The 20,698-nt window shown below is 63.9% G+C and carries 18 protein-coding genes; 11 read left to right on the forward strand and 7 right to left on the reverse strand.

Going from position 1 to position 20,698, the window contains the following annotated elements:
* Nucleotides 1-789, reverse strand: coding sequence for a YqcI/YcgG family protein (locus tag CAG34_RS21250; protein ID WP_025338492.1), 789 nt, complete (start codon nt 787-789; stop codon nt 1-3).
* 159 nt (nt 790-948) lie between these two features.
* Between CAG34_RS21250 and CAG34_RS21255 the strand changes: the two genes are divergently transcribed.
* The 7 genes from CAG34_RS21255 to CAG34_RS21285 all read left to right on the forward strand — a co-directional run bounded on the left by CAG34_RS21255 (nt 949) and on the right by CAG34_RS21285 (nt 11,977).
* Nucleotides 949-1,869: a LysR substrate-binding domain-containing protein gene (locus CAG34_RS21255; RefSeq protein WP_085592215.1), complete on the forward strand. Its 921-nt coding sequence runs from the start codon at nt 949-951 to the stop codon at nt 1,867-1,869.
* Between the two features lie 153 nt (nt 1,870-2,022).
* Entirely contained in the window at nt 2,023-4,383 is a 2,361-nt protein-coding gene (locus CAG34_RS21260) for a DNA polymerase II (protein WP_085592217.1), read from the forward strand.
* A gap of 81 nt (nt 4,384-4,464) precedes the next feature.
* Nucleotides 4,465-8,952 (forward strand): NEL-type E3 ubiquitin ligase domain-containing protein, encoded by a 4,488-nt coding sequence (locus tag CAG34_RS21265; RefSeq protein ID WP_085592219.1) that lies wholly within the window; start codon nt 4,465-4,467, stop codon nt 8,950-8,952.
* A gap of 199 nt (nt 8,953-9,151) precedes the next feature.
* Nucleotides 9,152-9,706, forward strand: a complete 555-nt coding sequence (locus tag CAG34_RS21270) for a DUF4174 domain-containing protein (RefSeq protein ID WP_085592221.1) — start codon at nt 9,152-9,154, stop codon at nt 9,704-9,706.
* Nucleotides 9,707-9,869: 163 nt separating this feature from the next.
* Complete coding sequence (locus CAG34_RS21275) at nt 9,870-10,361, forward strand: hypothetical protein (RefSeq protein ID WP_013971966.1); 492 nt, start codon at nt 9,870-9,872, stop codon at nt 10,359-10,361.
* 76 nt (nt 10,362-10,437) lie between these two features.
* Nucleotides 10,438-11,286, forward strand: coding sequence for a DUF692 domain-containing protein (locus CAG34_RS21280; RefSeq protein WP_085592223.1), 849 nt, complete (start codon nt 10,438-10,440; stop codon nt 11,284-11,286).
* The gene (locus CAG34_RS21285; RefSeq protein WP_085592225.1) at nt 11,279-11,977 is read left to right on the forward strand and encodes a DUF2063 domain-containing protein; all 699 of its coding nucleotides are present in this window, start codon (nt 11,279-11,281) and stop codon (nt 11,975-11,977) included. Before CAG34_RS21280 ends, CAG34_RS21285 begins: the two co-directional genes overlap by 8 nt.
* A 165-nt stretch (nt 11,978-12,142) precedes the next feature.
* On the opposite strand, the gene CAG34_RS21290 is transcribed toward CAG34_RS21285, so the two are convergent.
* The 4 genes from CAG34_RS21290 to CAG34_RS21305 form a co-directional block, all read right to left on the reverse strand.
* Entirely contained in the window at nt 12,143-12,631 is a 489-nt protein-coding gene (locus CAG34_RS21290; RefSeq protein ID WP_085592227.1) for a DoxX family protein, read from the reverse strand.
* A gap of 14 nt (nt 12,632-12,645) precedes the next feature.
* A complete protein-coding gene (locus CAG34_RS21295) occupies nt 12,646-13,263 on the reverse strand; it encodes a ferric reductase-like transmembrane domain-containing protein (protein ID WP_085592229.1) in 618 nt (205 codons plus the stop codon).
* Between the two features lie 239 nt (nt 13,264-13,502).
* On the reverse strand, nt 13,503-14,789 hold the full coding sequence (locus CAG34_RS21300; RefSeq protein ID WP_085592231.1) for a HAMP domain-containing sensor histidine kinase: 1,287 nt from the start codon (nt 14,787-14,789) through the stop codon (nt 13,503-13,505).
* Nucleotides 14,786-15,526: a response regulator gene (locus CAG34_RS21305; RefSeq protein ID WP_003250463.1), complete on the reverse strand. Its 741-nt coding sequence runs from the start codon at nt 15,524-15,526 to the stop codon at nt 14,786-14,788. The genes CAG34_RS21300 and CAG34_RS21305 overlap by 4 nt, the downstream gene beginning before the upstream one ends.
* Before the next feature lie 220 nt (nt 15,527-15,746).
* Between CAG34_RS21305 and CAG34_RS21310 the strand changes: the two genes are divergently transcribed.
* A complete protein-coding gene (locus CAG34_RS21310; RefSeq protein WP_025338502.1) occupies nt 15,747-16,022 on the forward strand; it encodes a DUF2790 domain-containing protein in 276 nt (91 codons plus the stop codon).
* On the forward strand, nt 16,012-16,548 hold the full coding sequence (locus CAG34_RS21315) for a thioredoxin family protein (RefSeq protein WP_256573570.1): 537 nt from the start codon (nt 16,012-16,014) through the stop codon (nt 16,546-16,548). The genes CAG34_RS21310 and CAG34_RS21315 overlap by 11 nt, the downstream gene beginning before the upstream one ends.
* A gap of 119 nt (nt 16,549-16,667) precedes the next feature.
* Here the strand turns inward: CAG34_RS21315 and CAG34_RS21320 are convergent, their stop codons facing one another.
* Both CAG34_RS21320 and aroQ read right to left on the reverse strand, forming a co-directional pair.
* Entirely contained in the window at nt 16,668-17,516 is an 849-nt protein-coding gene (locus CAG34_RS21320) for a shikimate dehydrogenase (RefSeq protein WP_025338504.1), read from the reverse strand.
* Nucleotides 17,513-17,962, reverse strand: coding sequence for a type II 3-dehydroquinate dehydratase (gene aroQ / locus CAG34_RS21325; RefSeq protein WP_085592233.1), 450 nt, complete (start codon nt 17,960-17,962; stop codon nt 17,513-17,515). Before aroQ ends, CAG34_RS21320 begins: the two co-directional genes overlap by 4 nt.
* A 282-nt stretch (nt 17,963-18,244) precedes the next feature.
* Here aroQ and CAG34_RS21330 point away from each other — a divergent pair, with 282 nt between their 5' ends.
* Nucleotides 18,245-19,498, forward strand: coding sequence for a TolC family protein (locus tag CAG34_RS21330; protein ID WP_085592235.1), 1,254 nt, complete (start codon nt 18,245-18,247; stop codon nt 19,496-19,498).
* Nucleotides 19,491-20,690: an efflux RND transporter periplasmic adaptor subunit gene (locus CAG34_RS21335; protein ID WP_085592237.1), complete on the forward strand. Its 1,200-nt coding sequence runs from the start codon at nt 19,491-19,493 to the stop codon at nt 20,688-20,690. The genes CAG34_RS21330 and CAG34_RS21335 overlap by 8 nt, the downstream gene beginning before the upstream one ends.
* The last annotated feature ends 8 nt before the right edge of the window (nt 20,691-20,698 follow it).

The following is a 20,698-nucleotide window of genomic DNA, read 5'->3' on the forward strand; positions in this document are numbered from 1 at the left end:
TCAGGTCTCGATCAGTATGTCGGGTGTTGCCGGCTGTACGGCATGGGCGTGGAACGGGCAGCGGGACGGGTTGAGCGACCCTGCCTCCTGCAGTTGGTACTGCTTCCACTCGTAGTTGTCGGCATCGCCGAAGAAGCCAAGGGTGTCGGGCATGACGCCGTCGTTGTAGTGGTGCACGCGCTCGCGGATGCGTTCGCGGATACGATGGCCGCTTTCGGTGTTGACGTTGGCCACTTCGTCGAAGTTCGCCCGCGGGTTGATGACGAAGGTGATGTGTGGCCCCAGGTTGCGGCTTTTCATCTGCTGGTGGCCGGGGAAGTTCATGTTGATGAACAGCGGCATGCCGGCAAAGCAGAACGACCAGGCGTTGTCGTCGGGGTCGGTCGGGATGCCCTGCGGCCAGGGATGCGGGTCGCGCGCGTGCACGCCACGCAACACCTTCCAGGCCAGCGCCTGTTGCTCGGCCAGGGTGTAGTCGGCGGCAGTTTCGAGAAACACCACCAGTGGGCTGCCGATACGCTGCTTGGGTGGGATAGGTGTGACGGTGCGCACGTAGTCGGCCAGGCCCATGGCGATGTCATCGGCCAGCTGCCCGGCGCGGGCGAAGAGGATGTGGCAGGTTGCGCCGTTTACCGCCTTGCGGCCGAACAGGCAGGGAAACTCGGGGTTGGCGAGGACACTGCGAAAATGTTCTACGGCTTTGTAGGTCCAATGTCGCGCGTTGCGCACATGGTCAGCGGCCAGCTCTAGCGCATCCAGGCGATAGCAAGTTCCATAACCCGTCGACATGATTTCCCCAGGCGTAAATTTGATGAACGTTCAAGTCACATGCAGGCAGGATCTTGGTTATGTTTATTATTTACCCGCATTTTCCGAGACGTCCTTGGCGTTGTAAAACGCGTGGAACTATGACCTACTATTAGTCTTACTCATGCTCAGGGCGTCGCCATGTCGGAACGGATTCAGGCTTTGCACGCGCTGCGTGCCTTCGAGGTGGCCTCTCGCTATGGCTCATTTACCCGTGCCGCGGAAGAGCTGGCCCTGACCCAGGGCGCCGTCAGCCACCACATCAAGACCCTCGAAGCCATGTTCGGCTGCGACCTGTTCGAACGCCGCGGGCCGAAGCTGGCCCTGACCGAGCACGGCCGCCTGCTGGCGCAGGAGCTCAAGGTTGGCTTCAAGATCATCGAAAATGCCTGCGCCCTGCTGCGTCAGGACCGCTACGGCCTGCGTCTGAAGGCGCCGTCCACGCTCACCGTGCGTTGGCTGCTGCGGGCGCTGGATGCGTTCAAGAAGGTCGAGGACAACTGCAGCGTGCAGCTGTCCAGCGTGTGGATGGACATCGACAGCGTGGACTTCTACTCCGAGCCCTACGACTGTGCGATCCTCCTGGCCAACGGGCGTTTTCCCGCCGATATCGAGAGTTTCAAGCTGTTCGATGAATGGCTGATCCCTGTGTGCCACCCGGATTACATGGCCCAGGCACAACCGGTCCTTGCCGACCTGGCCCAGTGCGAATTCCTGCACCCGTCCCCTGACCGACGAGACTGGCGGCGCTGGTTGGCTCGCATGGATGCGCTGGACATCAGCATCGATCACGGGCAAGTGTTCGATACCCTCGACCAGGGCATCTCGGCCGCACAGCAAGGCCTGGGTATTTCGGTGGTCGACCTGGTGCTGGCCAGCGCCGACCTGTTGGCGGGGCGCCTGGTAACGCCGTTCAAGCACGCGGTGGCCACCGGCGACGGCTATTACATGACCTGGCTCAAGGCCAGCCCCAAGGCGCGGCAGATGCACAAGCTGCGCGAGTTCCTGCTGGGCCAGGTGCCACCGCTGGCCTGCAAGGACATCAATTACCTGTACGGTTGAACACGCGTTCGAGCAAACGCCCGGCCGCGGGCAAGCGCCCGGCGCTGAAAATATTTCGGCAAACACCTGCTGGCCCCAACAAAATGCGCTGCGACGGTGCGTCAGCGGTAGAATCCCGCAATCAGCACAACAAACGATTCAGAGGTCGACGCGGTGGAGTTGCAGCAGGGCTTTGTCCTGACCCGACATTGGCATGACACGCCCGAAGGCACCTGCGTGGAATTCTGGCTGGCCACCGACCAGGGGCCACGACAACTGCGCCTGGCGCCGCAGGTATCGGTGGCATTCATCCCCCAGGCGCAGGAAGCGCACGCGCGGGTGCTGCTGGCCAACGAAGCCGGTGTCGAGTTGCGGCCGCTGCAGCTGAAGGACTTTGACCAGCGCCCGGTGCTGGGCCTGTACTGCCGCCAGCACCGGCAACTGATGCAGCTGGAGCAACGCCTGCGCACGGCCGGTATCGAGGTGTTCGAAGCCGATATTCGCCCGCCCGAGCGCTACCTGATGGAGCGCTTCATCACCGCCCCGGTGCAGTTCACCGGCCAACCGGATGCCCAAGGCGTGCTCTGCGATGCCCAGCTCAAGCCCCTGCCAGGTTATCGCCCGCCGCTGCGCCTGGTGTCGCTGGACATCGAGACCAGCGAGCGGGGCGAGCTGTACAGCATTGCCCTGGAAGGTTGTGGCCAGCGCCAGGTGTACATGCTCGGGCCGGCCAACGGCACGGCTGATGACCTCGACTTCGACCTGCACTACTGCGCCGACCGCGCCGACATACTGGCCTGCCTCAACCAGTGGATGGCCGAGCACGACCCGGATGCAATCATCGGCTGGAACCTGATCCAGTTCGACCTGCGCCTGCTGCACGAGCACGCCAAGCTGCTGCTGGTACCGCTGGCACTGGGGCGCAATGGCACGCCGATGACCTTGCGCAGCCATGCCGGTGGTGGCCACGTGTTCGCCGATGCCCCGGGGCGGCTGCTGATCGACGGCATCGAGGCGCTGCGCTCGGCGACCTGGAGCTTCCCGTCGTTCAGCCTCGAAAGTGTCGCCCAGACCTTGCTCGGTGAAGGCAAGGCCATCGACACGCCGTACCAGCGCATGGATGAAATCAACCGCCGCTTCGCCGAGGACAAGCCGGCGTTGGCGCGCTACAACCTCAAGGATTGCGAGCTGGTGACGCGCATTTTCGCCCACACCCGCCTGCTCGAATTCCTGCTGGAGCGGTCTTCGGTGACCGGCCTTGCGGTGGACCGCAGCGGTGGTTCGGTGGCCGCGTTCTGCCACTTGTACATCCCGCAGATGCACCGCCTGGGCTTCGTCGCCCCCAACCTCGGCAGCCGCCCCGACGAAGCCAGCCCCGGTGGCTTCGTCATGGATTCGCGCCCGGGCCTGTACGACTCGGTGTTGGTGCTGGACTACAAGAGCCTGTACCCGTCGATCATTCGTACCTTCCTGATCGACCCGGTGGGGCTGGTCGAAGGCTTGCGCCTGCCCGACGATGAACACTCGGTGGAAGGCTTCCGGGGTGGGCGTTTTTCCCGTAGCGAGCATTGCCTGCCGGCCATCGTCGAGCGTGTATGGCAGGGCCGGGAAGCGGCCAAGCGCGAGGGCAACGCGCCGCTGTCGCAAGCGCTGAAGATAATCATGAATGCCTTCTACGGGGTGTTGGGCTCGAGCGGCTGCCGCTTCTTCGACCCGCGCCTGGCTTCGTCGATCACCATGCGCGGGCACCAGATCATGCGCCAGACCCGTGCGCTGATCGAAGCCAGGGGCTACGAGGTGATCTACGGCGATACCGACTCCACCTTCGTCTGGCTCAAGGGCGCCCACGGCGAGGAGGCTGCAGCACGCATCGGCCGTGAGCTGGTGGCCCAGGTCAACCAGTGGTGGCGCGAACACCTGCGCGAGCGGATGAACCTGGAAAGCGCGCTGGAGCTGCAGTTCGAGGTGCATTACCGGCGCTTCCTGATGCCCACCATCCGCGGCACGGACGAAGGCAGCAAGAAGCGCTACGCCGGGCTGGTGCAGCGGGCCGATGGCAGCGAGCAGATGGTCTACAAAGGCCTGGAGTCGGTGCGTACCGACTGGTCGCCGCTGGCCCGGGAGTTCCAGCAGGAGCTTTATGGCCGGATATTCCGCGGGGAGCCCTACCAGGCGTATGTGCGTGATTATGTACGGCGCACCCTGGCGGGCGAGCTGAATGAGCTGATGGTGTACCGCAAGCGTTTGCGCCGGCCGCTAGCCGATTACCAGCGCAATGTGCCACCGCACGTGCGTGCGGCCCGGCTGGCCGATGACTACAACCGCCGCCTTGGCCGCCCGTTGCAATACCAGCGCGGCGGCTGGATCAGCTATCTGATCACCCTGGCGGGCCCAGAACCCCTGGAAAACCTGCAAGCACCGGTGGACTACGAGCATTACCTGACGCGGCAGCTGCAGCCGGTGGCTGATGCCATCCTGCCTTTCGTTGGCGACAGTTTCGAAGGGCTGACCGGCCAGCAGCTGGCGCTGTTCTGAAGAGGTGGTAGCTATCTAGCCAATCGCTTGGCAAGCCTGCGTCTAGTGTCGGGCCTTTGGATCAGCCAGAGGCGCAACAACGTGACTACACCCCGCCAGGAACTACCGCCAACCGCCGATACGCTGGCCATGGAGCAGGCCTATCAGGACAACCTCATCGTCAAACGACTGCCCAGATGGATTCGCCGGCTGCGTATCGTATCGCCGACCGAGCAGAACATCCCGGCCAACGGTCTGTATGAATCGCAGCATGCTGCTTTACGTAACGCATTGAAAGACAGCCTGGCCTGTCGACAGTGGCTGGAAAAGGAGCTTGCGCGCATCGAGGGCATCGACCGTTTCGTCAAGCCGCTGCTACAACACGCCATGCAGGAAGAATTCGTCACCAGGGAAAATGTCGATGGCCTGTATTTCAGGCGCTGGTACACCTACACCGCTCCCAGCCAGGGCACCGTGTGGGGGCGCTACCCGGTGGTGGAAAAGGACTATTTCGACGTACCGCTGATCGAGGCGGCACTGGACAACTTCACGCCGGGCGAGGGGCGGAACGAACAGCACAAGGACAACTGCATCGTCGACAGCCTGTCGCAACGCCTCGCGTCGCCAACCGCGCCTGCCTTCGCGCGCTTGTGCCGCAAGCTGGACCTGGGCAAGCGCTATCAACAGCACCTGGACTCCGTGCTCAAAGCGCCGAACAGCCAGGCCAGCGGCTGGCGCAGCATGGCTTCGACGCTTGCCCAGCTGTACAGCTCGGTCATGCTGATCGATGCGTGCAAGGCCAAGAGTGATGGCGTACTGAATGCCGCTGAACTGGAACTGGTGGTGGACCTGTGCAAGCACGGACGCCCCGGCACGCTCTACGAATCGAAAGTGGTGGCCCGGCAACTGAAGGCGTTCGGCTGCGACTTGCAACAGATCGTGATACTCGATGTATTTCATGACAAGGTCAGCCGCAAGATCATTGTCTATATTCCCGATGACCCCCACGGTCCCTGGACCGCAAGCCCCGACCTGGAAAGCTTCACCCGCAAGGTCCTGGGCCAGCGTCTGCGAGACAAGCGCTATCAGGATTTCTTCAAACGCTTCATACGCCGGCGCGACAGCCAGCAGTTCTTCTCCAGAGTTGCCAAGGACCTGGTAGGCGTCGCCGATTGGGCAACCCGGGAAATGGACCAGCACATGCGGGACTACCCGCTGCCGTTGTTCGAGCACCTTGCTTGCGCGCGCATCGATCACATCAAGGACGATGCTGCGGTGATTGCAACGCCGGTGTCAGACCTTGACCGCAAGGCCCAGGAAGCTCATCAACAAAGGTTGGTTGCCGAGGGTTGGACACTGGCCACGGTGGCGGGCGTGTTCATCCCTGCGCTCAATGCACTGCTGCTGGCGGTAATGGTCTGGGACCTGCTGGGCGAGCTGTTCCAGGCCGTCGAAGACTGGCGCGAGGGCGATACCAGTGCCGCGATGGAGCATGTGCTCAGCGTGACCAAAGACCTGGCCGTGATCGGTGTCACCGCTGTGGTATGGCGGGAAGCGAGCCGGGCCTGGGCCGCATTGGACCAGTGGGTGCCAGCGCGCCTGGAAGACGGCAGCGAGAAACTCTGGAATGGAGACCTGGTGCCGTTTCGCAGTGCTGCACCTCCCGCTGGTGAGGTAGCCGATGCTATGGGCATCTACCGTGCCCAGGACAGAAGCTGGATGATCATGGACGGCCACAACTACGAAATCGTGCAGCGCGCAGATGAAGAGTGGCAACTGGCACCACGAGGTGGCCATGGACCTTTGTTGCGTCACAATGACGCCGGTGCCTGGCGGCTATGGACCGAGCAACCGGCCAGCTGGACAGACAAGCACAGGATGTTCCGCCGCCTGGGTGAGCGTTTCGCTCGGCTGGATGATGAACAGATTGACCAGGCCATGGCTATCCATGCCCTGGAGGCAGATCATCTTCGGGCGTTACATGTGTACGGTCGTGCGCCTGAGGCCGAGCTGGTCGATACCGTAGAGCGCCTGCTGATCGACCGTCGGCTGCAAGCCTTGCTGGACGATTTGAAGCTTGGGCGGGTGCCGGAGGACGCACCGTTGCTGTCGAAGGCCCGGGCGTTGCCTGGCGTCACCGAGCACGACGGGCCGGCATTGGCGGCGCAGGTCTCTGCAAGGCGTCGCCAACTGTTTCAACAGGTGTATGACGGGCAGCAGGAGCCGGACGATGCGGCGGTGGCAACGTTGCGCAGGGCATTCCCGAGCCTGCATCGCCGAGCGGCGCGCGAGCTGCTGGCTGAGCTGTCGGCCGAAGGTGCGGAGTTTCAGGCACTGGTCAGCGGCACGGTGCCGTTTCGGCTGGTCGAAAGGTCCCGGCTGAGTGTACTGCGCATACGTGTTGCGCGTGCCTGCGAGGGGCTGTTCATCGAAACGCCCCAGACCCTGGATCAGGCCAAGGTCGCGCTGACGCTGCTGGAGACTCTGGATGTCAGGGAGGCCAGGCCGCGCTGGCGGCTGTACGATGGCGATAGCCCGCAGCCATTAATGACTACCGCTGGTAACGGGCAGAACTACAGGCTTGTACATGACAACGGGCAGTTCGAACTTGAGGACGCGCTAGGCCTGGAGCTGCGCGGCCCCGGCGAGTTGTTCGAGACCCTGGTGGAGGCGTTTGTCCCTGCCGATCATGCGGCACTCGGCATCACTGAACCCTATGCCGCGAGCTTGAGAGCAGTATTGGGACGGCAAATTGCCGGGCACAGCAGGGTGCTCGCCCAGGCGTTGGGCAAAAACCCTCGACAGCCATGGATGCTGACGCCAATGCGCCTGGAGGATGGCCGGGTCGGCTACCCGCTTGGTGGGGGCCTGGGACGCTTTGTCCGGCCTGCGTCTCGACCGCGCGCGTTCGAGGCGCGCCTGCGCAAACTCTACCCCGCGTACAGTGACGAGCAGATCGAAGCCTGGCTGGCCAGGCTGCATGCTTCGGGGCGCGATACCGAGGCTGAACTCAGGGTGCTCGAACAGCAAGAGGAGCTGTTGAAGGCCCACTTGAAAGGCTGGGAGCGGCAAGGCCTGATGACCGGTGAACGAACCGAGCGCAAGCGGTTTCGCAAAGCAATCATGAATTGCTGGCGGGCGCGGGTGCCTGGTCAGGTTGTCCCTGAGAACGAAAGGGAATCTGTGGCTTGGCAGTACAGCGGCTATGAGCTGCGCTCATTGCCTGTATTGGGGCCACAGTTCATCTTCCAGCATGTTACCGAGCTTTCCCTGCGCAGCCTGCAACTGACGGAAGTGCCAGAACAATTTCTTCTTTCATTCCCCAATCTTACGTCTCTGGAACTGAACTACAACCGGTTGGAGCGTCTGCCAGGCAGCCTGGCGTTGCTCAATGATCTGCGCATTCTCGACCTGTCCGCCAACCGCATCTCGCTGGACGTGCCTCAGGCTCAAGTGCTGGCGCTCTGCCGCCGGCTACGGTACCTGAACCTTTCGGACAACCGTTTGAACATGCCCTTTTCCGTGGTAGGGATGGAACAGTTGGCCGAACTGCGTTTACGTAATACCGGGTTGGCATCGTTGCCCGAGGGCATCACGAATTGTCGGGCGCTGTACATGCTCGATGCTTCCAACAACTTCATCACTACGTTGCCCCCTGGTTTCATCGAGTCCAATTTATGGCAGCGAGGTTACGTGGCGCTGGCAGGCAATCCTGTGTTGCTGCGTCAGGCTGAACGGGCGCAGCAGAACTGGAATATTCCAGAGTACAGCACGGTCCCTGAGAAGTTTCGCTGGGCGGACCGCCTGGATGGCGAGAGCCGTGAAGACCTGAGCAACTTGTGGATGACTATCGAGCAAATGGATGGGGCGACGAGTTTCATGCAGTTGCTCAAACAGCTCACGCACTCGCAAGATTTCACTCATCCTCGATTTGGGGAAATGCTGGCTTTACGGGTTTTGGCGATGATGGCAAAGATCGAGAAGGTTCCACAGCTGGCCAATGAGCTTTTCTCCCGTGCGGTGGTTGAGAACTGCGCCGACAACGCCACGGTGGTCTTCCAGGAACTTGAAATCCGATGCCTTGAATGGGACGCCGAGCAGGCTGCCCCTTCTGGTAGCCAGGAGCGAGTTCTGGTCGCGTTGGCGCGGCGGTTGTGGAGGCAGCGGGAGGTCGAGTTCATCGCCTTGCGTGAGGCTGAGGCTGCACGTCGCGGGAACGAGTCGATCGAATGGGCACTGGCCTACTCGATCCGCTTGCGCGAGGACCTGGACCTGCCTGGTAATGCGCAGAGCATGCTACACGCGGGCATCCCGAACCTGGATGACGCTTCGGTCATGCGCGCGCGTGAGGAAATAAGGCGTAACGAGACAGCCCAATCGGTGGCAGTGTGGATGGTCCAGCAATCGTTCTGGAGAAAATATCTCGAGAAACGCTACGTACGCGAACTCGAAGTGCCGCGAAGTTTTCAGAACCAGTTGGCTGAGGATGCCAATGCCGAGGACGCCGCCAGGTTGATGGCGGAAATCAGGCTATGGACCGAAAGGACCGAACTTCAACTGACCATCGAGGCTCTGCAACGTTGGGTATGACGAGGGCGCATTGGACTATGCTCAAGTTACAAGTGATAGAGGTACTTTTTCGGGCTCGCGACGAAGAGTGACCACGCTTGGTAACCGCCGGTTACTGTTCATTGAAACATGGAGGCCTCTGGGTGGTTTACGCTCGCCCGTCGGATCTTTCGCCCTGATCTGTAGTCTTCTGGTTTATCGAGAGAATAAGGAGATACGCATGCTCGTCCGGTCACTGACCCTCGCCACCTTGCTCGCGCTTGTCGCCCCTGTGTTTGCTGCCGACAGTGACGCGCCGCTGGCCAAGGAACTGGGCAAGGCCAGGCCCTTGGTCGTCATTGCACCCAGCAGCGCCGACCCAACGTTGCGTGGGTTGAACGAGGCCCTCAAGGACCCGGCCACCCAGGCCGCCTTCAAAGAGCGCAACCTGGTGGTGTACAGCGTTGCCAACATGATGGGCAAGCGTGAGGACAAGAACCTCGAGCAGCAGACCACCATGGCCTTGATCCGCGAGTTGAAGCTGGGTGCCAGCAAAGGCACCAAGGTGATCCTGGTGGGCAAGGACGGTGAGCGGCACATGCTCAAGGACGACGAAGAGGGAGGGGCCATCGACCCGCAGGTGATCCTCAAGGCGGTCGATGATCTGCCCGCCAGCGAAAAAGCCGTGTCGGCGCCGGAGCCTGTGGCAGCGGCGGCACCGGAACCCAAGGCCAAGGACAGCAAGCCGGCAAAGCCCGCCAAGCCGACCGCGCCACCCAAGCCGCTGGAAGACTGACCCTGCACGACGGCCCCGAGGCACCTTGGGGCCGTTGTGTATCCCACTGTATCTGCCCACGCCGCAGACCCATTCCCATACAAAACCGCACCCCGCGCGATACATCCACGACATACCGCAACGGCCTAATGGCTCCACATTCCAACCACAGTGGAGCGACACCATGACTCAAGTACGAAACACCCTCGGCCTGCTCGGCGCTGCCCTGATCGGCAGCATGGCATTGAGCAGCAGCGCCTTTGCCGTCGAGCCGTTGGCCCAGGGTTACCAGCTGGCTTCGGCCAAGGTGGCCGGCGAGGGCAAGTGTGGTGAAGGCAAATGTGGTGGCAGCGCCAAGGCCACCCAGGGCGAAGGCAAATGCGGAGAGGGCAAGTGCGGTGCCAGCGCCAAGGCCGGTGCCGAAGGCAAATGTGGCGAGGGCAAGTGTGGTGATGCCTCGTTCGCCAAGACCGACAGCAACCACGACGGCAAGGTCTCGCGCGATGAGTTCCTGGCGGTGGCCAAGGACCGTGCCGGCGACTTCGACAAGATCGACAGCAACCATGATGGCTTCATCTCCGAACAGGAGGCGGCGGATCACCTCAAGGCGATCTACCAGGCTAATGGCAAGGCCATGCCCGAAGGCTTGTTCAGCCACCTGACCGGCAAGTCCTGACCTTCTGCCCCATGAACCGCGCAACGCCCCTCCTGCTGGTCAGGCGGGGCGTTGTGCCTGTTGCGGAGACCTGTTCATGCACCCCACATCTTTGTCCCCTGTACCTTTACAGGCCGGGCTAGGCCTGCGCCGTGGCCTGCTGCCGGAACTGCTGGCCATGGAGGCTGGCGCCGTGGACTTTCTCGAATGCGCACCGGAAAACTGGGTTGCCGTGGGCGGTGCCTACGGCAAGGGCCTGGCGCAGTTGGCCGAGCGTTTTGCCATTACCTGCCACGGGCTGTCGTTGTCGCTGGGTGGCAGCGAGCCGCTGGACCGCCATTTCCTTGGCCAGACCCGCCAGTTTCTCGATCGCCACCAGGTGCGCCTGTACAGCGAGCACCTGAGCTACTGCAGTGATGACGGGCACCTGTATGACCTGATGCCCATTCCATTCACCGACGAAGCGGTGCGCCATGTGGCCGCGCGGATTCGCCAGGCCCAGGAATACCTGGAGCGGCGCATTGCCGTGGAAAACATCAGCTACTACGCCGCGCCGTACCAGGCGATGAGCGAACTCGACTTCATCCGCGCGGTACTCGATGAGGCCGACTGCGACCTGCTGCTGGACGTCAACAACGTCTTCGTCAATGCCTGCAATCACGGCTACGACGCCCGCGAATTCCTGGCGGGCTTGCCCCAGGCGCGGGTCTCCGGCATGCACGTGGCTGGCCATTACGATGAAGCGCCGGACCTCAAGGTAGACACCCACGGGGCTGCGGTGAAGGAAGATGTGTGGGCGCTGTACGCGGTCGCCTGTGCGCGCTTCGGTGTGCAACCCACCGTGCTCGAGCGTGATTTCAACTACCCGCCGCTTGCCGAACTGCTCGCCGAGGCGGCGCGCATCCGCACTGTGCAGCGTGCTGCGGGAGGGCATGCAAATGAATGAGACCTTGCGTGAGCAGCAGTACACCTTGGCCCGGCACCTGCGTGACCCGCAGCGCCATGCGCCGCCGCCGGGCGTGGAGGCCCGGCGCCTGAAGGTTTACCGCGAGCTGTTCTATGGTGCTATCGAAGGTTTGCTGGCCGGCAGTTTTCCGGTGATGCGCCAGGCGTTGGGCGAACCGCGCTGGCACGCCCGAGTGCGAGATTTCTATGCCAACTATCGCTGCCAGACACCGTTGTTCACCGAGATTGCCGAAGCGTTCGTCGATTACCTGCAAGGCATCGAGCTGGATGCGCCCTGGCAGCTGGAGCTGGCGCACTATGAGTGGGTCGAGGCGCAGTTGTATCTGAGCGATGCCGAGGACCCGGCCCATGACCCGGCAGGCGACCTGCTGGAAGGGGAGCCACTGTTGTCGTGTGTGGCGCGGGTGTTGGCCTATCGCTGGCCGGTGGAGCGGATCGGGGCGGATTACCAGCCAGCGGTCGCGCCAGAGGCGCCGACCTTGTTGCTGGTTTATCGCGATGCGGGGTTGAAGGTGCGCTTCGCGCGCCTGGCGCCGCTGGCGTACCGGTTGCTGGCGCTGGAACAGGGCAGTGGGCGGGCTCGGTTGCAGGCGTTGGGCGGTGCTGTGGAGGAGGGGTTGGCGTTGCTGGAGGGATTGCGCGAGCAGGGGGTTATCATCGGTACATGTTGAATCGTGGTATTGGGGCGCTTTGCGCCCCATCGCCGCGGTTCGTCGCCACGACAAGCCAGCTCCCACAGGTACAGCGCATGCCCAGAATCTTGCGCAGTACCTGTGGGAGCTGGCTTGCCGTGGCGACGAACCGCGGCGATGGGCTGCAAGGCAGCCCCGGCGATATCACCTGAAGAACCGCCCTCTGAGCCAATGATCCAGGCTCAACCGCCCAGCCCCTTTCAGCAGCAGTGGCAGCAACGCCACCAGGTAGATCAGCGGCAACTTGAAGTTGCCAAAGCCCTGGTCGGTAATTGCATACCCTTGGGCCAGCTCGGCCAGGTTCGACCAGTGCGCCGGCCAATGCACCGCGGCAATCGCCACCACGGTCACCACCATCAGCCCCAACGAGGCCAGCCGGGTACCCAGCCCCAGCAACAGCAGTAACGGCAGGATCAGCTCCGCCCACATCGACAGCTGCCAGTTCAGCTCTGCAGGCAGCAGGTTGAAGGGGAACGGGAAGTTAGCTTGCAGGTCGGCGAACCAGTTGCTGCCATTGAATTTCTCCCAGCCGGATTCGAAAAATTCCCAGGCCAGGAACAGCCGCAACGGCAGGTCGGCGCTCCAGTTACCGAAACGGTCGAAGGTGGTCAGGGTGCGGGTCAAGGTGGTCATGCTGGTTTCTCTCTTCAGGAAAGGGCACGGGCGTTACGGCGTTGCTGGCGCGCCAGCTTGGCGGTGAGCTTGACGGCGATGGCGCTGAACATCAGGGCGAACGCCAGCGGGTACCAGCCGCCCATGGGGATGCGTTTGTAGAACGACAGGCAGAACACTGCGGCCAGTACCCACATGCCGGTGCTGTGCAGGGCCTGCCAGGCACGGCCACCCAACAGGCGCATCGGGGCCTTGAACGAGGTGATGGTGAGCAGCAGCAGGAACAGGTAGCCGAGGGTGCCGGGCAGGCTGGAAGTGAGCGTGCGGCCGGCCCAGAACAGCTCGGGGAATTGCTGGGCATAGCGGTAGATCAGTACGCCGTGCACGGTGTGGGAAAAGGCGAATGCCAACCCCAGATAGCGCCGTTCCTGGAGGATGCGACGGCTGCTGGTGCCAGGCAGCAAGATCACCAGCGACGAGGCCAGGAAGGCCAGCAGGAATAGCGCGAAGGAGCTGCGCGCAGTGGCACGGATCGCGCTGCGCAGGCCGTCCGGATCAGGTTGGCTGGCCAGTACCACGGCGGTCATCGCCAAGGTCAGGCCGGCGAGCGTGACGAACAGCTTCCAGCCGGAGGGAAGGGTGAGGGGTTTCATCAGGGAGGCTCCCGGGGTGTGGTTGTGTGACCGGGAGTGTGTCGGGGTGGGGTATCTGCAGTGTGTCGGTGGTGGTGGGGTTGTGTATCGGAGTGTACTGATACGCCACCTGCTTTTTGTGGGAGCGGCCTTGCGTCGCGAAAGGGCCGCAAAGCGGCCCCGGCAATTCATGCGACGAAGCTGAAAACCTGGGGCTGCTGCGCAGCCCTATCGCGACGCAAGGCCGCTCCCACAAACTGTCATTTGAGCTCGATCTGCGCGCACAGCCCGCCGCTTGCGCGGTTGCTCAGGGTCAGTCGGCCGCCCATGGCCTGGATCAGCTGATGGGCAATCGCCAACCCCAGCCCTGTACCGCCGGTGCTGCGGTTGCGTGAACCTTCCACGCGATAGAACGGCTTGAGCACTTCATCCAGTTCGCCACCGGGTATGCCTGGCCCGTTGTCGAGCACGCGGATCAACGTCCAGTCGCCCTCGCGGCACACCTCCAGTTCGGCAGCACCGGCAAACTTGAGGGCGTTGTCCACCAGGTTCACCAGCACCCGGCGCAGGGCATGCGGGCGGGTTTCCAGCAGGCTGCCGCTGCTGCCGTGGCGCTCGACCTGGGCGCCACTGTCCTGGTAGTCGAACACCAGGCTGTCGAGAAAGGCATCGAGGTTGACCCGGCACGGGGCCTCGGTGCTGGTGTCCATGCTACGGGCATAGGCCACGCCTTCGCGCACCAGGTGTTCCATTTCACCCAGGTCGCTCCACAGCTTGTCCTTTTCCACCCCTTCGTCCATCACTTCGACACGCAGCTTCATGCGCGTGATCGGTGTTTGCAGGTCGTGGGAAATGGCCGCCAGCAACTGCATGCGTTCCTTGAGGTAGGCAGCGATGCGCGCCTGCAGGGCATTGAAGGCCACGGCGGCGTAGCGCACCTCGCGCGGGCCGCTTTCATCCAGCTGCACGCCAGGCTTGTCCGGGTCGAGGTTGTCCACCGCACGGGCCAGGCGGGTCAGCGGGCCGATCGCCAGGCGTACCGCCAGCCAGGTGCACAGCAACAGCACGGCCAACTGGATCAGCAACACCACGGGCAGCCAACGTGCCACCGGGACCGGCGATGGGGTGACGTCGATGGTCAGCGGTGCGCCATCGGCCAGGGTCAGGTGTGCCTGGAAGTGCGCGTTCGGGCCGGGGATTTCCTGGAAGGAAAGGCGATAGTCGGCGCCAATGGCCTTGACGATAGAGTCGGCGGCCATGGGCGGGTCGCTGGTCGGCATGGCTTCGCCCGCCAGGCCCTGGTCCAGCCGGTAGCGGTAGGTACGCCGCTCCAGGCGCGGCAGCCAGGCGGCGCGCTCGGCCGCGGGCAGGCGGTCGAGGATGGCCACCGAGGTGGCCACGTCCTGCTCCAGGGTGCTGAGCATCATCGAGCGGCTGCTGATGTAGCGCTCGTACGCTTGCAGGCCGAACGACAGGCCGTAGGCCAGCACCAGGCCGGTGAAGAAGATCAGTGCCAGGCGCGAGGCCAGGGTACGTGGCCACTTCATGATGGCGACTCGAGCAGTTGCACCGGCAGCGAGAACACGTAGCCCTCGCTGCGCACGGTCTTGATGCAGCTGGGTTCGCGGGCGTCGTCACCCAGGCGCTGGCGCAGGCGGCTGACCAGCAGGTCGATGGAGCGGTCGAAGATGTCGGCTTCGCGGCCCTGGGTCAGGTTGAGCAACTGCTCACGGCTGAGCACCCGCTGCGGGTGGTCGAGAAACACCCGCAGCAGGCGGTATTCGGCACCGCTCAGGGCTACCAGGGTGCCTTCGCTGTCGAGCAGGTGGCGCGCGGTGGTGTCCAGCCGCCACTGGCCGAAGCCGAGCAGGCGGCTGCTTTCGCTGATGGTCAGGTTGGGCGGCAGCATGCGCGTGCGGCGCAGCACGGCGTTGATACGGGCCAGCAGTTCGCGGGCCGAGAACGGCTTGGTCAGGTAATCGTCGGCGCCCATTTCCAGGCCGATGATGCGGTCGGTTTCGTCGTTGCGGGCGGTCAGCATCAGCACCGGGGTGTTGCGGTGCTTGCCGGCGCGCAGCTCGCGGCACAACAGCAGGCCGTCGTCGCCGGGCATCATGATGTCCAGGACGATCAGGTCGACGCTGTTGGCTTCTAGAAAGGCGCGCATCTGCCGGCCGTCGGCGACGATGCTGGTGCGCAGGCCGTTCTTCTTCAGGTAGTTGCCGACCAGTTCGCGGATTTCGCGGTCGTCGTCGACGATCAGGATGTGATCGACGTGTTCCATGCGCTGCGTTCCTGTGCAAGAGGGGATGGGCGCAGTGTACCGAGCGCATTCGCGCTTGCCTGCGGGGGTTTGTATTGCAGTGTATCTGGCATGTGTACAGACACAGGAGGAAGCACATCACAGCTTCGGGCGACACATACGGGATACCTGGCCGGCGTGAAATGGCTCTCGACCGGGGAGCACAACTCCCCACCCTCAAGCGTTACACAGGAGAGATGCCATGAACTTCATTACCTTCGCCCGTGCCAGCCTGTTCGCCGTGCTCAGCTTTGGCGCCATTGCCGCCCAGGCCTCCACGATGCCGATGGACGATACCGGGGTCATGCAGTACCGCTACGGTGACCACCTGGATGTGAAGAAAGTGCTGTCGATACAGGATGACCAGAGCGACGCCTGCGGCCTGGTGAACACCCGCATGGACTACCTCGACTCCAAGGGCCAGCAGCAGAGCGTGCAGTACCGCACCTACGCCACCGGCGGTTGCCATGAGAATTGATCGCCGCTTGTTGTTGAAGGTTGGCGGCATTGCCCTGGCGCTGGCCGGCCTGGGCCTGGCCGGGCACCTGATGGCCCGCGACAGCTACGGTGCCATGCCGTCGCTGTCCGGCGCCAGCCAGTGGCTGAACTCGGCGCCGCTGGATGGCCCCGGGCTCAAGGGCAAGGTGGTGCTGGTGGACTTCTGGACCTGGGACTGCATCAACTGCCGGCGCAGCCTGCCGCACGTGAACGAATGGGCGCGGCGCTATGCCGACCAGGGCCTGGTGGTGGTCGGCGTGCACACCCCGGAGTACGACTACGAGCACGATGTAGGCACCTTGCGTGACAAGGTAGCCAGCCTGGGGATCGCTTACCCGGTGGCGGTGGATAACGACTACAAGGTGTGGAACGCCTGGGGCAACCAGTTCTGGCCGGCGCATTACTTTGTCGACCGCAAGGGGCAGGTGCGCCATGTGCACTTTGGCGAGGGGGATTATGGTGGGCAGGAGCAGGTGATACAGGCGTTGCTGGATGAGAAAGGGTGAGTTGTCTGTGCCGGCCTCTTCGCGGGCTTGCCCGCTCCCACAGGGATTTGCGTAATCAGTGAAATTTGCGCAGCACCTGTGGGAGCGGGCAAGCCCGCGAAGAAGCCGACACTTGTCTGTCAGGTGAAACTGGCAAAGTGCGCCTGCATCCGCGCCGCATCCGCCTGGCGCCCGCTGAACAGCTCGAACGCCTTCACCGCCTGGAACACGGCCATGTTGCTGCCATCCAGGGTGCGGCAGCCTAGCGCCCGGGCGGCGCGCAGCAGTTCGGTCTCCAGCGGGAAGTAGATGATCTCCGCCACCCACAGGCGCGCATGCAGCAACTCCACCGGCAGCGGTGTGCCCGGCAGCTTGGCCATGCCCACCGGTGTGGTGTTGACCAGCCCGTCCGCCTCGGCCAGGGCCGTGGCCAGGTCGTTGCCGACCACGGCGCGCCCGGCACCGAAGTGGGCATTCAGGTTGTCCACCAGTGCCTGTGCACGGGCCGCGTCCACTTCGAACAGCACCAGCCGCTCGACCCCTTCACCCAGCAGGGCATGGGCCACGGCCGAACCGGCACCACCGGCACCCATCTGCACCACCTGGCGCCGTGCCACATCAGGCAGGCCACGGCGCAAGCCTTCGGCAAAGCCCAGGCAGTCGGTGTTGTGGCCGACCCGCTTGCCGTCCTTGAGCACCACGGTGTTCACCGCGCCGATGCCGCGGGCTTCGTCCGACAGTTCGTCGAGCAGTGGCAGGATCGCCTGCTTGAACGGATAGGTGATGTTGAGCCCGGTGAAACCGGTGTGCTGGGCGGCGTCGAGCAGGCCGGGCAGGGCGCTGTCGTCCAGTTGCAGCTGGTCGGCATCGATCAGCCGATACAGGTAGCGCAGCGCCTGGGCATCACCTTCGTGTTCGTGCAGGGCAGGGGTGCGCGACAGCTGGATGCCGCGGCCGATCAGGCCGGCGAGGATGGCTTGCTGGCTCATGCGTTGTGCTCCTGCAACATTTCGGCGAAGTGGCTGATGGCCATGCGGTAGCCATGGCTGCCCAGGCCGCAGATGACCCCGACGGCGATGGATGATACGAACGACAGGTGACGGAACGGTTCGCGCTTGTGCACGTTGGACAGGTGCACCTCTATTACCGGCACTTCGCTGGCCACCAGGGCATCGCGGATGGCCACCGAGGTATGGGTCCAGGCACCGGGGTTGATCACGATGCCGGCGCAGCGGCCACGGGCGGCATGGATCCAGTCGATCAGTTCGCCTTCGTGGTTGGTTTGGCGGAATTCGATTTCCAGGCCGTGGGCATGGGCGGTATCGGCACAGCCCTGGGCCAGGTCGGCGAGGGTTTCGTGGCCATATTGGGCAGGCTCGCGGGTGCCCAGCATGTTCAGGTTGGGGCCGTTGAGCACGAGAATGAGGGGCTTCATGACGGGCATCGCTTTGTTGTTGTTGGATGCGTCTAGTTTTGTACCGACTGGTTAGTTTAGTCAATTGGACTAAACTGCTGTACCGGGAAAGTGGGCGATTATCGAACTTGATATCGCCTGTACCGGCCCTATCGCCGGCAAGCCAGCTCCCACAGGAACTCCATAGGGCTCCAGCTTTGTCGCCTGCAGCTTGATTACAAAATTGTAATTTTCCCGCCACCGCCCCGATAAGCGCGGCTTTCTACAGTCCCTCGCCAAAGCTCGCCGACGAGGATCTGTTTCGTGCCCATCCCCCGCAAGACCGCCTTGCTCTGCCTGTTGCTGGCTGTTGCCGCCAGCGCCCAGGCCAGCCAGAGCCTGAGCCTGCCCCAGGCGCTTGACGCCGCCTTTGCCCAGAACCCGGAGCTGGCCGCGGCCGGCCGGGAAATCGGCATTGCCGATGGCGAGCGGCGCCAGGCCGGGCTGATCCCCAACCCGGAGCTGTCCTGGGAGGTCGAGGACACCCGCCGTGACACCAGCACCACCACTGTCACCCTCAGCCAACCGCTGGAGCTGGGCGGCAAGCGCGGTGCACGCATCGCCGTGGCCGGTGCCGGCCAGACCATTGCCCAGCTGGACCTGGAGCGCCAGCGCAACGGCTTGCGCGCCGATGTGGTGCAGGCGTTCCACGCGGCCCTGCGCGCGCAGACCGCGCTGGAGCTGGCGCAGCAATCGCAGGCGTTGACCGAGCGTGGGCTGCGAGTGGTGCAGGGGCGGGTGACCGCTGGCCAGTCATCGCCAGTGGAGGCCACCCGGGCCCAGGTGCAGTTGGCCCAGGCCCAGGCCGAAGTGCGCCGTGCGCAAACCCAGCGCAGTGTGGCTTACCAGGCCCTGGCACGGTTGACCGGCAGCCCGCTGGCAAGCTTCGACCAGTTGCAGGCCGCCAACCTGTCCCCCGGTGATGCGCCCAGCGCCGACGCTCTGCTCGACCAGGTCGAGCAAACGGCTGAATGGCGCCTGGCCGCCGCCCAGGTCGAGCGCGGCGAAGCGTCCCTGGGTTCGGAAAAGGCCCTGCGCATTCCCAACCTCACCGTCAGCCTTGGCAGCCAGTACAGCCGCGAAGACCGCGAGCGGGTCAATGTGGTGGGCCTGTCGATGCCCTTGCCGCTGTTCGACCGCAACCAGGGCAACGTGCTGGCCGCGGCCCGCCGTGCCGACCAGGCGCGTGACCTGCGCAACGCCGTGGAGCTGCGCCTGCGCAGTGAAACCCGCAGCGCCGTCAGCCAGTGGGCCACGGCCATGCAGGAAGTGCAGGCCTATGACCGCACCATCCTGCCCTCTGCCCAGCAGGCCGTGGACACCGCCACACGCGGTTTCGAAATGGGCAAGTTCGCCTTTCTCGATGTGCTCGACGCCCAGCGCACGCTGATCGAGGCGCGCGGGCTGTACCTCGAGGCGCTGGCCTCGGCGACCGACGCGCGGGCGCAGGTCGAGCGGATCTATGGCGACCTCGATGGGCTGAGCAACAAATTGAACAGCAGGAGCAACAATGACTAATCCACGCAAGATAGCCCTTCTGGCTGCCGCCATTGCCGCGCTTGGCCTGGGTGGCCTGGCCTGGACCGGCAACCTCGGCAACGCGTCAGGCACTGAAGCCCGGCACGACGACCACGGCGAAGACAGCCACGGCCACGGCGAGGAACAGGCCGGCGAAGGCCACGAAGAAGAGGAGGGCAAGCTGCACCTGTCCATCGCCCAGATCGAAGCTGCCGGTGTGCAACTGGTTGATGCCGGCCCTCGTGAACTGGGCACCGCCATCAGCTTCCCGGGTGAAATCCGCTTCGACGAGGACCGTACCGCCCACGTCGTGCCACGCGTGCCCGGTGTGGTCGAGTCGGTGCAAGCCGAGCTGGGCCAGGCGGTCAAGCGTGGTCAGGTGCTGGCGGTAATCGCCAGCCAGCAGATTTCCGACCTGCGCAGCGAACAACAGGCTGCCCAGCGCCGCCTGGAACTGGCGCGCCTGACCTTCCAGCGCGAACAGCAGCTGTGGCAGGAACGCATCAGTGCCGAGCAGGATTACCTGCAGGCCCGTCAGGCGTTGCAGGAAGCCGAGATTGCCTTGGCCAACGCCCGGCAGAAAGTCGCCGCCGTGGGCCCGGCCGGCGCCGGCAACCGCTATGAACTGCGCGCGCCGTTCGATGCAGTGGTGGTGGAAAAGCACCTGACCGTGGGCGAGGTGGTCGATGAGACCAGCAATGCCTTCACCCTGTCTGACCTGAGCCGGGTCTGGGCCACCTTCGCCGTCGCCCCGCGCGACCTGGACAAGGTGACCACCGGCCGCAATGTCACGGTCAGCGCGCCGGACCTGGGCGCCCAGGTCGAGGGCAAGGTCAATTATGTCGGCAGCCTGCTCGGCGAGCAGAACCGTGCCGCCACTGTCCGCGCCACGCTTGCCAACCCCAACGGTGCCTGGCGCCCCGGGCTGTTCGTCAATGTCGCGGTCAGCGTCGAACGCTTCAACGCCGCCGTGGTGGTACCGCAAAGCGCCCTGCAAACCTGGGAGGAGCAGACCGTGGTGTTTGCCCGTACCGAGGAAGGCTTCGAGGCCCGCCCGGTGAAGACCGGCCGCCGCGACGCCGGCCAGGTGGAAATCACCACCGGCCTTGCCGCCGGAACCCAGGTGGCCGCTGCCGGCAGCTTTGTCCTCAAGTCCGAACTGGGCAAAGGCTCGGCCGAGCACAGCCATTGATCACGGGG

The organism is Pseudomonas sp. B14(2017), assembly GCF_002113255.1.
Classification (GTDB): domain Bacteria; phylum Pseudomonadota; class Gammaproteobacteria; order Pseudomonadales; family Pseudomonadaceae; genus Aquipseudomonas; species Aquipseudomonas putida_Z.